The organism is Streptomyces zaomyceticus (assembly GCF_014656215.1).
GTDB lineage: Bacteria > Actinomycetota > Actinomycetes > Streptomycetales > Streptomycetaceae > Streptomyces > Streptomyces zaomyceticus.
The window spans coordinates 185,601-201,310 of the sequence record NZ_BNBZ01000004.1; the positions used below are offsets into that span (position 1 = coordinate 185,601).

General features: G+C 72.7%; 11 protein-coding genes. 6 read left to right on the plus strand and 5 right to left on the minus strand.

The features are described from left to right. The first annotated feature begins 219 nt into the window (after nucleotides 1-219). The gene (locus IE311_RS07935) at nucleotides 220-1,383 is read left to right on the plus strand and encodes a serine hydrolase domain-containing protein (protein ID WP_189830871.1); all 1,164 of its coding nucleotides are present in this window, start codon (nucleotides 220-222) and stop codon (nucleotides 1,381-1,383) included. A 128-nt stretch (nucleotides 1,384-1,511) separates the two neighbouring features. On the opposite strand, the gene IE311_RS07940 is transcribed toward IE311_RS07935, so the two are convergent. Further along, nucleotides 1,512-2,123: a YceI family protein gene (locus IE311_RS07940; protein WP_189830872.1), complete on the minus strand. Its 612-nt coding sequence runs from the start codon at nucleotides 2,121-2,123 to the stop codon at nucleotides 1,512-1,514. Between the two features lie 346 nt (nucleotides 2,124-2,469). On the opposite strand from IE311_RS07940, the gene IE311_RS07945 reads away from it, so the two are divergent. The 5 genes from IE311_RS07945 (at nucleotide 2,470) to IE311_RS07965 (ending at nucleotide 11,408) form a co-directional block, all read left to right on the plus strand. Then, nucleotides 2,470-2,979: a hypothetical protein gene (locus IE311_RS07945; RefSeq protein WP_189830873.1), complete on the plus strand. Its 510-nt coding sequence runs from the start codon at nucleotides 2,470-2,472 to the stop codon at nucleotides 2,977-2,979. A 133-nt stretch (nucleotides 2,980-3,112) separates the two neighbouring features. Further along, nucleotides 3,113-7,000 carry an endo-alpha-N-acetylgalactosaminidase family protein gene (locus IE311_RS07950; RefSeq protein WP_189830874.1) on the plus strand — a complete coding sequence of 1,296 codons (3,888 nt, stop codon included), beginning with the start codon at nucleotides 3,113-3,115 and terminating at the stop codon, nucleotides 6,998-7,000. A 121-nt stretch (nucleotides 7,001-7,121) separates the two neighbouring features. Continuing rightward, nucleotides 7,122-9,443: a polysaccharide lyase 8 family protein gene (locus IE311_RS07955; protein ID WP_189830875.1), complete on the plus strand. Its 2,322-nt coding sequence runs from the start codon at nucleotides 7,122-7,124 to the stop codon at nucleotides 9,441-9,443. A 163-nt stretch (nucleotides 9,444-9,606) separates the two neighbouring features. Beyond that, nucleotides 9,607-11,190: an acyl-CoA carboxylase subunit beta gene (locus tag IE311_RS07960; protein ID WP_189830876.1), complete on the plus strand. Its 1,584-nt coding sequence runs from the start codon at nucleotides 9,607-9,609 to the stop codon at nucleotides 11,188-11,190. 14 nt (nucleotides 11,191-11,204) lie between these two features. Next, nucleotides 11,205-11,408, plus strand: a complete 204-nt coding sequence (locus tag IE311_RS07965) for an acyl-CoA carboxylase subunit epsilon (RefSeq protein WP_189830877.1) — start codon at nucleotides 11,205-11,207, stop codon at nucleotides 11,406-11,408. Nucleotides 11,409-11,478: 70 nt separating this feature from the next. Here IE311_RS07965 and IE311_RS07970 read toward each other — a convergent pair whose 3' ends face one another. The 4 genes from IE311_RS07970 to IE311_RS07985 all read right to left on the minus strand — a co-directional run bounded on the left by IE311_RS07970 (nucleotide 11,479) and on the right by IE311_RS07985 (nucleotide 15,366). Further along, on the minus strand, nucleotides 11,479-13,053 hold the full coding sequence (locus tag IE311_RS07970) for a hypothetical protein (RefSeq protein ID WP_189830878.1): 1,575 nt from the start codon (nucleotides 13,051-13,053) through the stop codon (nucleotides 11,479-11,481). Continuing rightward, nucleotides 13,050-13,856 carry a PP2C family serine/threonine-protein phosphatase gene (locus tag IE311_RS07975; RefSeq protein WP_229901782.1) on the minus strand — a complete coding sequence of 269 codons (807 nt, stop codon included), beginning with the start codon at nucleotides 13,854-13,856 and terminating at the stop codon, nucleotides 13,050-13,052. The genes IE311_RS07970 and IE311_RS07975 overlap by 4 nt, the downstream gene beginning before the upstream one ends. A gap of 32 nt (nucleotides 13,857-13,888) precedes the next feature. Continuing rightward, nucleotides 13,889-14,677 (minus strand): vWA domain-containing protein, encoded by a 789-nt coding sequence (locus IE311_RS07980; protein WP_229901783.1) that lies wholly within the window; start codon nucleotides 14,675-14,677, stop codon nucleotides 13,889-13,891. Nucleotides 14,678-14,757: 80 nt separating this feature from the next. Then, entirely contained in the window at nucleotides 14,758-15,366 is a 609-nt protein-coding gene (locus IE311_RS07985; RefSeq protein ID WP_189830880.1) for a hypothetical protein, read from the minus strand. Nucleotides 15,367-15,710: the final 344 nt, after the last annotated feature.

The following is a 15,710-nucleotide window of genomic DNA, read 5'->3' on the forward strand; positions in this document are numbered from 1 at the left end:
GTCGACCAGCGGGTTCGCCGGCCTTTCGGCGAGATCCTCCGGAGCCGGCCGCACTCTCGCCAGGCGAGATACGGCCGTTGCCGAGACCGGCGAAGTGGTCCGTCTTGTCGCCGGGCTCGTCTCCACGACGAGCCCGGAGGATGCCGCCCGGGAAGGGAACCGCCCCCTCGCGCGTTCCAGTCTCGGAACAAGTCGAGGACTTTCAGGGGGAGTAGCGCGATGAACGACGACCACGGGCACGTCCACGGCACGGTGGAGCCCGGATTCGAGTCCGTGCGGGAGGAGTTCGCCACCGTCGTGGCGAACGAGGCGCGCGACGGCGGAGCCCAGCTCGCCGTCCACCACCGCGGCAGCCTCGTCGTCGATCTCTGGGGAGGTGACGGCGTCGACGGGGACTCGCTCCTCGGGCTCTACTCCTCCTCCAAGGGCGCCATGGCGCTGGTCACCGCCCTCCTCGTCCAGGACGGTGTGCTCGACCTGGATCGCGAAGTCGCCTTCTGGTGGCCCGAGTTCGCCGCCGAGGGCAAGGGGGAGCTCACCCTGCGCCAGCTCCTCGCCCACCGCTCCGGCGTGATCGGCGCCGACGGCGGCCTGAGCCCCGAAGAGCTCACCGACGACCGGGCGATCGCCGCGCGGCTCGCCGGGCAGCGCCCCTTCTGGGAGCCGAACACCACCCACGGCTACCACGCCCTCGTGATCGGCGCCCTCGTCGGCGAGGTGGTCCTGCGGGCCACCGGCCGGACGATCCGGGAGCTGTTCGAGGAGCGGGTCCGCGCCCCGTACGCGCTCGACTACTACCTGGGTCTGCCCGAGGAGCTGGAGCCCCGCTTCCGTACGGCGCTGCCGATGCTGCCCACCCCCGCCGAGCAGGCGATCCTCGCGGAGAACCCGATCGCTCCGGACAGCCTGATGGCGGTCGCGTTCAACTTCCACGCGGACCCGCCGTTCGACATCGCCGGGTACGCCAACTCCCGGGCGGTACGGGAGCGGGCACCGCTCTCCGGCGGCGGCATCGGCTCCGCGCGCGGCCTCTCCCGGATGTACGCGGCGATCGCCGGTGAGCTCGACGGCAGGGCCCCGCTCCTGAAGCCGGACACCCTGGCCGAGGTCGCCCGCGTCCACTCCTCGGGCACGGACCTCGTGACGGGTGAGGAGAACGCGTTCGGCCTCGGCTTCGTCCTGTCGGCCGCCCGCTACCCGGCCCTCACGCCGGCCGCCGTCGGCCACAGCGGCGCCCCCGGCTCCCAGGCCTTCGCCGATCCGGCGACCGGCCTCGCCTACAGCTACACCCGCCGCCGCTTCGCCTTCGGCGGTGGCCCGGGCGCCGCCGAGAACGACCGCCTGATCCCGGCGGTGGTCGCGGCGGCCGCGCGTCGGAGCTAGCGCTCCCGGCCGAGACGCCGAGACGCCGAGACGCCGAGACGCCGAGCGCCCGCCTTCCGCTGCTGCGGAGGGCGGGCGCGCTCGTGTGTCCGGAGGGGGCCGGTCCGGTTGTCGGGCCGGGTGTCGGGTCAGGCGGCGTTCTTGATCGCGGAGATGTCGAAGTTCAGCTTGACCTTGTCGCTGACCATCACGCCGCCCGTCTCCAGGGCCGCGTTCCAGGTCAGGCCCCACGCGGAGCGCAGGATCTCGGCGGAGCCCTCGAAGCCGACGCGCTCGTTGCCGTAGACGTCCGTCGCGGCGCCGTTGAACTCCAGGTCGATGGCGAGCGGCTTGGTGACGTCCTTGATGGTCAGTTCGCCGGTGATCCGGTACTTGTCGCCGCCCAGCTGCTCGGCCGCCGTCGAGCGGAAGCTCATCAGCGGGAACTGCTCGGCGTCGAAGAAGTCGCCGCTGCGCAGGTGACCGTCGCGGTCGCCGATGCCCGTGTCGATGGAGGCGATCTTCACGTCGATCGAGGCGGAGGAGGCGCCGGGGTTCGCGCCGTCCAGCTTCAGCGCGCCCTCGTGCTCGCCGAAGGTGCCGCGGACGTTGGTGACCATGGCGTGACGGACGGTGAAGCCGATGCTGCTGTGGGCGGGGTCGATGGCGTAGTCGCCGGTCAGGGCAGCCAGGGCCGGGTCCACGGGCAGGGTGGCGACGGCGACGGCGGACTCGTTGTTCTTGCGGTTGAAGAGACCCATGACTGACAGCTCCTTGATCGGGGTGTGGTGTTGATCGGTACTTGTTGAACCTTCAACGAGAACGACTGTAGACGTATTCCGTTCAACTTTCAACATCTATGGAAGATGTTCACCCGGACGGCGCCACTCCGGCACCGAGGCCCTCTTCCGGACGCGCGTAGAACTACGGCACCATCTCCCTGAACCACCGGTTCCACGGGTTCCATGGCTCCCACCGGTTCCAGGGGTTCCATGGCTCCCGGCGATTCCACGGGCTCCACCGGTTCCATGCGAGCCGGGTCGCACCACCGGCACCACCTGCACCGCCGTCCCCAACCGTCACGGTCACCAGCAGGAGGCACTCCCGATGAAGCTCCGCTCCGTCCTCACCGCCCTCGCCCTCGTCCTCGGCGCGCTCTTCGCGCCCGGCGTCGGCGTCCTCACCGCCGCGGGCGAGGCCCACGCGGTCACCAAGATCAGCCATGCCACCGCGACCTCGATGTTCCGGTCCTCCGGGATCACCTGGTCCTCCTCCGGAGGCTGCTCCAACCGCAACGTCTCCACCTGCACGTCCTTCGACCAGCTCAACCTGGCCACCGCCCAGGGCGCCCAGACCCTCAAGAGCGCCAGCGGCTGTGCCCTCAACATCACCGGCGGCACCGAGACGGGCCACGCGAGCGGCACGTACTCGCACTGGAACGGCTACAAGCTCGACTTCGGCAAGGCCACCTGTGTCACCAACTACGTGAAGAACACCTTCACCTACATCGGGGTACGCGGTGACGGAGCCCCGCAGTGGAAGTCCGGCGCGGGCAACGTCTACGCCGACGAGGGCAACCACTGGGACGTGACCTTCTACAACTGCGGCGGCTGCTGACCCGGCAATTCCCGTCCCCGGGAGCCCTCTTCGGTGGTCACTTGGACTAACCGAAGGGGGTTCTTGGACTGGAGGGGCCCGCACGGCGCGATCTCGTTGACGGTGCCACCGGGGCGGGGGCCAACTAGTGCGCATGTCCCTCCCCCCTTCGCGAAGAGTCCGTGCGGCCTGTGCGCTCGCCGTCGCTTCCTCCGCCGTGTTCGCCCTGGCCGGGCCCGCCCTGGCCGAGGGCGCCGAGAGTCGGACCCCCGCCACCGGAGCCCCTCTTGCCGGAGCCGGAGCCGCGACCGCCGCCTCCCCCGTCCTCACCTCCGCCCGGCTCTCGGTCGCCGTCGCCGAGGACTTCCCCCGCGTCCTCTCGTACACCGACCGCACGACCGGCGCCCGTCTCCTCGGCAGTACGGCCCCGGTCACCCAGGTCGTCCTCAACGGAACCGCCCGTACCGTCCGGGCCAAGGGCGCCCCCGTCCTGACCGCCTCCACCGCCGCGTACACCCTCGCCTTCCCCGAGCTGCCCGGCGTCGAGATCGACGCGCGCCTGAGCGTCGACGGACGGACCACCACCTTCAAGGTGACCGCCGTCCGCGACACCGAGGCCTTCCGGGTCGGAACCCTCGACATACCCGGCCACGACCTGGTCTCCGTGGGGTCCTCGGACACCGGTGCCGCGACCGCCTTCACCCGGCTCGACCCGGACTCCACCCGTACCGCCGACGTCTTCGCCCACGTCACCGACGCGACCGCCGCCGAGGCGAACCCGGTGGGCGCGAGCTACGCCCTCGTCAACACCGGGCAGCTCGCCGCCGCCGTCGAGTCCAACTCCAGCTACGACAAACCCTCCGGGGCGTCGGCCCGCGACGGCGCCCGCTTCTGGCACCAGGCCCGCAAGCAGGCCACCGGCACCGGCACCGAGACCCGGGTCGGTGTCTGGTCCGGCCAGTGGACCTACCGCGGCGAGGGCGCCCCCGAGCCCGCGAGCGGCGACGGCCTGCCCTGGGCCAAGGTCGTCGTCACCCCCGACGCCAACGCCGACGGGGCCACCGACTGGCAGGACGGCGCCGTCGCCTTCCGTACGATCGGGATCAAGGCCCCGGGCGCCGAGGACACCCCCGACCGGGTCGTCGCCCACATCCCGTTCAACTTCGCCTCCCAGGCCACCCACCCCTTCCTGCGCACCCTCGACGACGTCAAGCGGATCTCGCTCTCCACCGACGGACTCGGCCAGTTCGCGCTGCTCAAGGGATACGGCTCCGAGGGCCACGACTCCGCCCACCCCGACTACGGCGGCAACTACAACAAGCGGGCCGGCGGCCTCGCCGACCTCAACGTCCTGCTGAAGGAGGGCCGGAAGTGGGGCGCGGACTTCGGCGTCCACGTCAACGCCACCGAGTCGTACCCCGAGGCGAAGAACTTCAGCGAGACCCTGGTCGACAAGACCAAGCCCGGCTGGAACTGGCTGAACCAGAGCTACTACATCGACCAGCGCCGGGACATCAACAGCGGTGACCTCGCCCGCCGCTTCCAGCAGCTCCGCGACGAGACCGACCGCAACCTCTCCACCCTCTACATCGACGTCTACTACACCCACGGCTGGATCGCCGACGAGACGATGAGGGCCGTCCAGAAGCAGGGCTGGAACGTCGCCACCGAGTGGTCCGAGAAGTTCGAGCGGGCCTCCCTCTGGTCCCACTGGGCCAACGACCTCGACTACGGCGGCGCCACCAACAAGGGCCTCAACTCGCAGATCGTCCGCTTCATCCGCAACGGCGAGAAGGACGTCTGGAACAACCACCCGGTCCTCGGCCAGACCGCCCTCGTCGACTTCGAGGGCTGGACCGGCGAGACCGACTGGAACGACTTCACCGCCAACATCTGGCAGCGGAACCTGCCCGCCAAGTTCCTCCAGCAGGAGAGCATCACCCGCTGGGACGGCAACGACCTCACCTTCACCGGCGGGGTCCGCGGCACCGTCGAGAACGGCGCGCGCACCTTCTACGACGACGGCCGCAAGGTCCTCGACGGCGAGACGTACCTGCTTCCGTGGGACGGCGGCAAGAAGCTCTATCACTACAACAAGGCCGGTGGGACGACCGCTTGGGCCGTGCCGGCCGGTGTCCGCTCGTACTCCGTGTACAGGCTCACCGACAGCGGGCGGGTGAAGACCGGCACCGTCCGGCCCACCGGCGGGAGGATCACCCTCGACGCCGTCGCCGGACAGCCCTACGTGCTGTACCCCGACCGCGCGCCCGAAAGCCCCGCCCCCCGATGGGGCCAGGGCACTCCGGTCAAGGACCCCGGCTTCAACGACACGGGGCTCTCCGGCTGGACCAGGACCGGCACCGTCGCCCGTGACACCGACGCCCGGGGCCGCAACAGCGCGAAGCTCTCCGGCACCGCCACCGCCTCGGTCCGCCAGCGGATCACCGGGCTCACCCCCGGAGAGCGGTACACCGCCTCCGCCCTGATCGAGGTCGAGCCCGGCGCCACCCGCCCCACCACCCTCTCCGTCGGCGGGCGGGCCGTCACCGTCGAGCGGTCCTCCCTCCAGGACCGGGTCGCCGCCTCCGACTGGAACGGCACCCGCTTCCAGCGCGCCAAGGTCACCTTCACCGCGCCGCGCGACGGCACGACCCTGAAGATCGAGGCCGCCGCCGGCAGCACCGCCACCGTCCGGATCGACGACGTCCGGATCGTCGCCAACGCCCCCGCCACCAAGGCCGGGACCGTGGTGTACGAGGACTTCGAGGCCGTCGACCAGGGCTGGGGCCCCTTCCTCAAGGGCGACGCGGGCGGCACGACCGACCCGCGCACCCACATCGCCCAGCTCCACGCCCCCTACACGCAGGCCGGCTGGAACGGGAAGCCGATCGACGACGTCATCGGCGGCGCCGAGTCCCTCAAGTCCCACGACGAGAACAGCGGACTCGTCTACCGGACCGCTCCCTGGACCGTCCCGATGAAGGACGGCCACAGCTACCGCGTCGAGTACGACTACCGGTCCAGCCACGCGGGCGCGTACGAGTGGATCACCGGCTACGACCGCACGGACGGGACGTCCGTGGAGACCCGTCGCACCCCGATCGGGCAGCAGCGGACCGACGGACACTTCTCGGAGACCGTCACCGCCGGCTGCGGCGACACCTGGACGGGCCTGCGCAAGCGCGGCGACGCCCCGGACGGCGCCGACTTCGTCCTCGACGCCTTCACCGTCACCGACCTCGGCCCGGCCGCCGAACGCGCCGCCTGCGGCACGCTGACGCTCACCGCGCCCGAGACCCTGGAGCCCGGCCGCCCGAACCGGGTCACGGCCACCTTCGGCAACGACGAGGCCGGTGACGTCACCGGCGCCCTGGCCGCCCTCGCCCTCCCCGCGGGGTGGACCGCCGAACCGGCCGCGCCCGTCGCCCTCGGCACGGTCGCGGCGGGCGGGAGGACCACCGCCACCTGGCAGGTGACACCCCCGGTGGACGCGGCCTACCGGCCGTACACCCTCGACGCCTCCGTCACCTACACCCTCGGGGGAGGGGAGCGGAAGCTCACCGCCGCCACCACCGTCCGGACCCTGCCCCCGCCGCCCACCGCCGACAGCTGGGCCAGCGACCTGGACTGGACCTCGGCCACCAACGGCTGGGGACCCGTCGAGCGCGACCTCTCCAACGGCGAGACCGGTACCGGCGACGGCTCCCCGCTGCGGATCGGCGGAGTGACCTACGCCAAGGGCCTGGGCAGCCACGCACCCGCGAAGGTCCGCTACTACCTGGGCGGCCGCTGCACCTCCCTCACCGCCGAGGTCGGTGTGGACGACGTCCAGACCAGCCGGGGCAGTGTCCGGTTCAGCGTTCTCGCGGACGGCGCCGAGAAGGTGAAGTCCCCGGTCCTCGGGGCCACGGACGCGGCCTGGTCCCTCGCCGCCGACGTCACCGGCGCCTCCTACGTCGACCTGGTGGTCGACGACGGCGGCGACGGCAACGGCAACGATCACGCGGACTGGGGCGGCGCCCGCTTCCACTGCGGAGGCTGATCGCGCCGGGCCCGGCGGAAAGCGCTTTCGCCGGGCCCGTGCGGTGCTCATTGATTGCGTCGGAAACCCGGTGCTAGACCAGGCGCCGAACGGTCTCCACCACTTCCCCCGGGAGGCTCCCGTGCCCGTCCCCGCCTGGTCCCGCCGCACCTTTCTGATCACCACCTCCGCCGCGGCCGCGGCCCTCGCGCTCCCCTCCGCCGCCCACGCGGCGGAGGGGGAGTTCGAGACGCTGCGGCTCCGCTGGCTCGACCTCCAGCTCGGCACCGGCTTCGACGCCGCGACCGAGCCCTACGCCTCCCGCCTCGCCGAGACGGGCACGCTCGCGCGCGCCTTCCGCGCCGCCCTGGCCCCCACCCCCACCTCCCTCTGGCCCGACGCCCCCTTCGACCCGCCGGCCGGCATCACCCAGAGCTACAGCCGCCTGTGGACCATGACCCAGGCGTACGCCCAGCCCGGCACCGGCCTCACCGGCGACCGGACGCTGCTCGCCGACGTCCTGCGCGGCCTCGACCACCTCTCCGCCACCGTCTACCGGGCGGGCGCACCCCGCTACGGCAACTGGTGGGAATGGCAGATCGGCAGCCCCCGCCTCCTCATGGACATCGTGGCCGCCCTCCACCCGCACCTCGGCGCCGAACGGATCGCCGCCGCCTGCGCCGCCGTCGACCACTTCGTCCCCGACTCGGTGCTCGGGGACTACACCGGCACCTCCACCGGCGCCAACCGCGTCGACCTGTGCCGGTCGGTCGCCCTGCGCGGAGTCCTCGGCGCCGACCCCGCCAAGATCGCCCTCGCCCGCGACGCCCTCTCACCCGTCTTCCCGTACGTCACCCGGGGCGACGGCCTCTACGCCGACGGCTCCTTCGTCCAGCACACCTGGGTCGCCTACTCCGGCACCTACGGACAGGTCATGCTCGACGGCCTCGGCCGGCTCTTCACCCTCCTCGCCGGATCCAGCTGGGCCGTCACCGACCCCAACCGGCAGATCGTCCTCGACAGCGTCGAGAAGGCCTACGCGCCGCTCATCTACGACGGCCTGATGATGGACAGCGTCAACGGGCGGGCCATCAGCCGCGGCCACCTCAAGAACGACGACCGCAAGGTCATGCGCTCCGACCACTTCCACGGCCAGGGCGTCATCGCGGCCATGGCCCTCCTCGCCGGAGGAGCCTCCGCCGCCGAGCGCGACCGCTGGCACGCGCGCCTGAAGGGGTGGATCCGGCGCGACACCGTCTCCCCGATCCTGGCCGCCCGCCAGTTCGGCGTCGCCGACCTCGCCCGGCTGCACGCCGTGGCCGCGGCCCCCGTCCCGGCCGCCCCCGAACCCACCGGGCACCGCCTCTTCACCGCCATGGACCGGGCCGTCCACCGCCGCCCCGGCTGGGCCGCCAACATCGCCATGGCCTCGGACCGGATCTCGTACTACGAGTGCGGCAACGGCGAGAACCCGCGCGGCTGGCACACCGGCGCCGGAATGCTCTCCTGGTGGACCCCGGACCTCGGCGACCAGTACACCGACTGGTTCTGGCCCACCGTCGACCCCTACCGCCTGCCCGGCACCACCGTCTCCACCAAGCGCCTCGCCGACCGGGCGGGCGGCGAGTGGGGCGCCCCCAAGCCCGCCGTGCGCTGGGTCGGCGGTGCCACCGACGGCGAGTACGCGGCCGTCGGCCAGCACCTGAAGGGCCTCGGCTCCACCCTGGAGGCCCGCAAGTCCTGGTTCTGCGCGGCGGACGCGGTCATCTGTCTCGGCGCCGGGATCACCGCGACCGACGGCGTGCCCGTCGAGACGGTCGTGGACAACCGCCTCCTCGGCGAGGCCGGCACCCAGGCGCTCACCACCGGGGCCCGCTGGGCGCACCTCGAGGGACACGGCGGCTGGGTCTTCCCCCAGGGCGCCGGGAACCTCCGCACCCTGCGCGAGGACCGCACCGGGGCCTGGAGCGACATCAACACCACCAGCTCCACCGAGCGCCGCAGCCGCCGCTACCAGACCCTCCTGCTGGACCACGGCACGGACCCGGTCGCCGCCGCGTACGTGTACCTCCTCATGCCCGGTGCCTCCCCGCGGACGCTCGCCGCGCGCGCCGCCGACCCCGGCCGGCTGCGCGTTCTCGACAACACGGCCGAGCGGCAGGGCATCGCCGTCCCGTCCCTCGGGCTGACCGCCGCGAACCTCTGGCAGGCCGGTACGGTGGGACGCCTCACCACCACCGCCCCCGCGAGCGTCCTCGTCCGGCGCCGCCGCTCCGTCCTCGACCTGAGGGTCTCCGAACCGCCCCGCACGGGGCAGCCCCTGGAGCTGGTCTGGGACGGCCCGGTCCGCCGGGTGCTCTCCCACGACCCCTCGGTGGAGGTCCTCGCCACCGGCCGTTCGCTGCGCCTGCGGATCACGCCCGGAACGGCGGGCGCGACCCACCGTTGTGAGGTCCTCGTCTAGATCCATCCAGGTCTATGTCGAACCCCTACAAACACGAGGGGTGTCTGGCTGTTGACTCGGGCCGGGCAGGGAGGAGTTCTGTCCGGCCCCACCAGGAATCGACACGCGAGACTGTACGGAGTCGACGGCGGGGTTTTCTTGTCCGACTTCGTAGGGTCGGTACATGACCGTTGTGGACCAGATCCCGAGCGAGCCCGCTGACGCCCGTGGCCGAGTGGCCGAGCTGCACGTCCTGCGCGAGCAGGCGCTCCGTGGCCCGAGTGAGCGCGCGACCGAGGCCCAGCACGCCAAGGGCAAGCTGACGGCACGCGAGCGCATCGAGCTGCTGCTCGACCCTGGTTCCTTCAGTGAGGTCGAGCAGCTGCGCCGGCACCGCGCCCAGGGCTTCGGCCTCGAGGCGAAGAAGCCGTACACCGACGGTGTGATCACCGGATGGGGCACGGTCGAGGGCCGGACCGTCTTCGTCTACGCACACGACTTCCGGATCTTCGGCGGCGCCCTCGGCGAGGCGCACGCGACGAAGATCCACAAGATCATGGACATGGCCATCGCGGCCGGTGCTCCGCTGGTCTCCCTGAACGACGGCGCGGGCGCCCGCATCCAGGAGGGCGTCTCGGCGCTCGCCGGCTACGGCGGCATCTTCCAGCGCAACACCCGCGCCTCGGGCGTCATCCCGCAGATCTCGGTGATGCTCGGCCCGTGCGCCGGTGGCGCGGCCTACTCGCCGGCCCTCACCGACTTCGTGTTCATGGTCCGCGAGACCTCGCAGATGTTCATCACCGGCCCGGACGTCGTCAAGGCGGTCACCGGCGAGGAGATCACCCAGAACGGCCTGGGCGGCGCCGACGTCCACGCGGGTGTCTCCGGTGTCTCCCACTTCGCGTACGACGACGAGGAGACCTGCATCGCGGAGGTCCGGTACCTCCTCTCGATGCTCCCGCAGAACAACCGCGAGAACCCGCCGACCGTCGCGTCCGAGGACCCGGCCGACCGCCGCTCCGAGGTCCTGCTCGACCTGGTGCCGGCCGACGGCAACCGCCCGTACGACATGCACAAGGTCATCGAGGAGCTCGTCGACGACGGCGACTACCTGGAGATCCACGAGCGCTGGGCCCGCAACATCATCTGCGCCCTCGCCCGTCTCGACGGCCAGGTCGTCGGCATCGTCGCCAACCAGCCCCAGACGCTGGCCGGTGTCCTCGACATCGAGGCCTCCGAGAAGGCCGCCCGCTTCGTGCAGATGTGCGACGCCTTCAACATCCCGATCATCACTCTTCTGGACGTACCCGGCTTCCTCCCGGGCGTCGACCAGGAGCACGGTGGAATCATTCGGCACGGCGCGAAGCTGCTCTACGCGTACTGCAACGCGACCGTGCCCCGGATCTCCCTGATCCTGCGCAAGGCCTACGGCGGCGCGTACATCGTCATGGACTCCCAGTCCATCGGCGCCGACCTGACGTACGCCTGGCCCACCAACGAAATCGCGGTCATGGGCGCCGAAGGCGCCGCCAACGTGATCTTCCGCAAGCAGATCGCGGAGGCAGAGGACTCGGAGGCCATGCGGGCCCGCATGGTCAAGGAGTACAAGGCCGAGCTGATGCACCCGTACTACGCCGCGGAGCGTGGCCTGGTCGACGACGTCATCGACCCCGCCGACACCCGCCAGGTGCTCATCCGGTCCCTCGCGATGCTCCGCACCAAGCACGCCGACCTGCCGTCCCGCAAGCACGGCAACCCGCCTCAGTAAGAGGAGTCATCCACGTGACCACGCCTGCCAATCTTCTCCGTGTCGAGAAGGGCCTCGCCGACCCCGAGGAACTCGCCGCCATCACCGCGGTGCTCCTCGCCCGCGCCGCCTCCCGGTCCGACGAGGACCCGGCGACGGGCCACACCGGCCGCACCGCCGCCGGCTGGCGCCGCCTGGAGCGCGAGCACGGCTTCCGCGCCCCGCACAGCTGGCGCTGAGCTCCGGAGGAGGGCCGGAACCCGTGACACGGGTTCCGGCCCTCCTTCATGTCCTGGCCCGCCGTGCGCCCTAGGCCAGGATCGCCTGGACGAGCACGACGATGCCCCAGACCACGGCGCCCACGATGCCGACGAGGATCAGGACGGCCGTGCAGCCGAGCGCGATCTCGCCCTTGGTGAGGGGGGCCGGTGGGGTGGGGGCCGCCTTGTCGTCGGGCTTGGCCGGACCCGACGTGCCGGTCGTGCCCGTGGTGCCGGTGGTGCCGGTCGTGCCCGTGGTGCCCGTCGTGCCCGGGGTGCCGGTCGGCGTCCACGTGGGGGGCTTGCTCGGCGGGGGAGTGGCGGGCTTCGGCGGCGGGACAGTCGCGCCTGTGGAGGAGGCCGGTCCGGACGAGCCGGACGGCGGGGCCGACGCGGCGGGACCGGACCGCGACGACGGGCCGGACGCTCCGGACCGGGGCGCCGACGCGCTCGCCGTACCCCCGGCGCCCGTCGACGCACGCGTGCTCGACCTGCTCGCACCCGCCGACGCCCCGGCCGCCCGGCCGGTCGCCGACTGCCGCCCCGGACCCGCGACGAACGGGTCCGCCTGTCCGGCCGCCCGGCGCCCGCACCACGGGCAGGAGCTCAGATGGCCGCTGTGGTGGTGGTTCGCCACCTCGGCGCACTGCACGGCGGTCGACCGTGCCTCGTCCAGCGCCTCCAGCCAGGCCGCCGACGAGGGCCGCCGCCGGGGATCACGGATCCCCGGGCCGAACGCCCGCCGCGCGAGCTCCACCACCCGGGGCGGCAGCACCTCGCTGGGGAGCAGCTGCGCCGGTGTCCGCACCCGGTTCGGGTGGACGAGGAAGGACGTACCGGCCTGGATGTTGTCCTTGCGGGTCGCCTCGACGGGGCCGTGCAGCGGAGCCCCGTCGAACGGATGGTTCCCGGCCGTGAGCAGCTGGTAGACGAGTACGGCCAGGGCGAAGTCGTCCGAATGCCGGGTCGGCGGCTCCCCGGTGTGCCGCTCGGGGCCCGCGTAGTCGTCGATGAACACCTCGCTGCCGAAGGACTCCCCGGTCAGCGCGTCGGTGAAGGCGAACGAGTCGCAGTCCAGGAAGGTGACGTACCCGTTGGTGTCCACGACCGCGTTGGAACTCGACAGGTCGCCCACGACGAAGCGCTGCTGATGCAGCTCCGCCGTCATGTACGCGAGGTTCGAGGCCACCCCGAGGAGGAACTTCCAGTGCGCCCGGCCCTCGAACCTGTCCAGCCGCACACGTTTCTGGAACAGTCCGTTCAGCGGGGTGTGCTCCGCCGGGTCCAGGAACGGCATCCCGTAGCCCACCGGCCGCCCGCCGGCCTCGACCACGTCGACCGGCCACACCAGCATCGGGGGCTGGCCGGGCGCGAGCGGCTCCCCGGCGAGCGGGTCGGCCCGGAGCATGGCCGCGAGCCGGCGCACCTGGGCGGCGTCGGGAGCGCTGTTGTAGATCTTGGCGGCGAGGTCGGCGCGTTCGTCGAGCGCCCACACACTGCCCTGCCCGCCGGTCCCCAGGGGCTTGGGCCCACGGGTGACGCGGGTGCCGTCCCCGAGTGTGAGGACGGGGTCGTGCGCGTGACCGGCGCCGCCGGTGCCGTCGTTCGAGTCAGCCTCAGTCATGTCCGTATCGCCCACAGGAGAGTCTTGTCGTCCCCGGTCACCCGGGTGATCTGGTCGGATCCGAGGAAGTCCTTGAGCCGCCGGTCCTCCTCGGCGGGGTCGTAGTCGGGCCGGGCGAGCCGGTCGAAGAGATGTCCGAGGAAGGCGTCGTGCGGCAGCGGGGGCCCGGCGGGGGCCCGCCGGAGCAGGGCGTGCGTCAGACCGTCCGTGGACAGCAGGACCCCGTCGATGCCCTCGTCACGGACACAGTCGACCCGGAGGTGGGCGAGGGCGCTGGGCGAGCCCACGAACACGGTCTCGTTCGCGTACTCGCTTCCGGTGTGCGCGCGGGGCAGCAGATGGTAGGAGGTGGCCGCTCCGGCGCCGCCGCTCCCGCCCGCACCCGCGTTCCCGCCCGCTCCCCCGCCCGTCTCGGCACGGACGAGGACGAGACCGTCGCCGATCGACAGCTGCCCGAGCCAGCCCCGGGCGAGGACCACCACGGTCAGCGTGGTGGCGTACCGGCCCGGTGGGCCCTGGCACCACCGCAGGAACTCGGCCCGTACGTCACGGAACGCCTCGGTCAGTTGCTCCTTGCGCGCCCGGGCGTCCGGCAGCCGCTCCCACGCGGTGACCGTCGGCAGGAAGGCAGCCATCGCGAGCCGGACGGCCTGGCGGGCCCCCTCCCGGGAGTCCGGCGCGCTCCCGGCGCCGTCCGCCACCGCGAGGACGAGCCCCGAGGCGGTCTCCTCGTACGCGTACGCGTCCTGACAGAGCGTCCGCTCCCGCAGATGCCGGTAGCCCGTCGCACTCGTACCGTGCACCCGCCATCCCGTGGGAGGCCCGTCCGGCGCCCTCATGCCGGCACCTGCCCGCCTCCGCGCCGGCGCTTCAGCCGGGCGAAGATCTCCTGGAACTCGGCCTCCGCCGCACCGCCCTGCGTGGCCTTGGCACTGTGCGACATCGCCGTGAGCAGCTCCGCGAAAGGGAATCCGTCGAGCCAGGCGTGGTAGTGCGGCGCCAGCTCCTGGAGCACCCCCTCCGCGCCCGCGTGCCGCTCGCCGACCCCCACCGTGAACAGCCGGAAGCGACGCTCCTCCTCCGCCTTGCGCAGGTCGGGCAGGAGATCGCGGTACGCGTACGAGAAGCGGCCCTTCTCGTCGCTGGGCACCCCGTCCGTGACCACGCAGATCTGCGGGCGGTAGTAGGTGAGACCCTCGGCGCGGAGCCCCGCCTTGTAGTCGGCGACGACGTCCATCGCCAGGCGCAGCGCCCGGTCGAGCAGGGTCACCCCCTCCGCGCGCAGCACCGGCGGCCGGAACTCGTGGGCCGGGACGAACGGACTGTGCGGCCACTCGGGCGCGGTGGCGCCGAGCGGGGTGTTCCCCTGCCAGACGGTGATGCCCTCCTTCCCGCCGAAGGTGATGACGGCGACGTCGACGGCGGCGCTGAGCGCCATGTCGTCGGCGAGGCTCGTCGCCCAGCCGGTGAGGGCGGAGTTGAGCGATCCGATGGCGTTGTGCTGGCTCAGGGAGCTGGAGGTGTCGAGGCAGAGCAGGAGCGGCAGCCGCTGGGCGCTGTCGAACTCGAAGCCCATGTACGGCACGGGGAGCGGGGCTTCGTCGGGCTGAGGCGTGGGAGACACGGCTACTCCGTGGAACGACGGGGACGGATGGGCAGGCGTGGGGGGAGGGGTGGCGCGAGCGCTACGGGTGTGAGGGAGGTTCAGTGGAGCGGGCGGGCCTGGAGCAGCGGGGGTTCCGAGTCCGGTGTCACCGTCACGCGGACCAGGTCACCGGGGCGCGGGTACGCCGACGCCGGGCCCTGCCAGTGGGCGCGGCACAGGGCGCCCTCCCACTCGACGTAGCCGTCGGGGCGGAGCCAGGTCGCGGCGGGCACGACGAAGCGCTGCCGCCCGCCGATCGCCACGGTGTCGAGATCCGGTGCGGTGGCGGGGAGAGCGTGCCGAGGGAGCTCGCCGGCCGGAGGTGCGGCGGAGGGTTTCTCGTGGGGCCGGGGGAGGGGTACGGCGCGGTGCGGCACCTCGTCGGGCCCGCCCCCGGTGCCGGTGCTCCCGGTGGGTCCGGCGGGGAGCGTGTGGTGGGGTTCGGAGCGCGGCGGCTCGCCGTGCGGCGGGAGGGCATGCCGCGGGTGAGGGGGCTCCGAGGACGGAACGGAGGGAGCCACGGAGCCGTCGGACCCGCGGGCGGGGTGCGCCGTCTCCGTGGGGCCGGGCGCGGACGGGTCCGCCTCGCCGGGCTCCCTCCCGGTGCCGTGCGGCAGCAGGAAGGCGGCGCTGCCCAGGATCGCCCGCCCGGTGTCGGTCAGCCGCACCAGGTGGTCCCGCAGAGTCGGGGGCTGCGGAGGCGGAGGGAGCTGCGGCCCCGGCTCGCCGTCCCGGCCGCCGGACCGGTGGTGGTGCTCCGGGTGCACCGTGCCCGGAGCCGTACGCCCGGAATCCCGGTCCCGATCCCTGTCCCGGTCCCGCCGAGAGCCGGACCCGCGGCGTTGGCCGGTTCCGCGGCCCTGGTCGGGCACACGTCCTTGCTCGGGTCCGCGGTTCTGGTCGATCCCGCGCCCCTGGTCGATCCCGCGGTTCCGGTCGGGACCGCGCCCTTGGCCGGTCCCGCGGCCCTGCTCGGGCACACGGCCCTGCTCGGGCCTGCGTCCCTGCTCGG

Bases quoted from the DNA above. Each gene is read 5' to 3' on its own strand.
- IE311_RS07935 (WP_189830871.1), top strand. From the start codon at position 220: ATGAACGACGACCACGGGCACGTCCACGGCACGGTGGAGCCCGGATTC.
- IE311_RS07940 (WP_189830872.1), bottom strand. From the start codon at position 2,123: ATGGGTCTCTTCAACCGCAAGAACAACGAGTCCGCCGTCGCCGTCGCC.
- IE311_RS07945 (WP_189830873.1), top strand. From the start codon at position 2,470: ATGAAGCTCCGCTCCGTCCTCACCGCCCTCGCCCTCGTCCTCGGCGCG.
- IE311_RS07950 (WP_189830874.1), top strand. From the start codon at position 3,113: ATGTCCCTCCCCCCTTCGCGAAGAGTCCGTGCGGCCTGTGCGCTCGCC.
- IE311_RS07960 (WP_189830876.1), top strand. From the start codon at position 9,607: ATGACCGTTGTGGACCAGATCCCGAGCGAGCCCGCTGACGCCCGTGGC.
- IE311_RS07970 (WP_189830878.1), bottom strand. From the start codon at position 13,053: ATGACTGAGGCTGACTCGAACGACGGCACCGGCGGCGCCGGTCACGCG.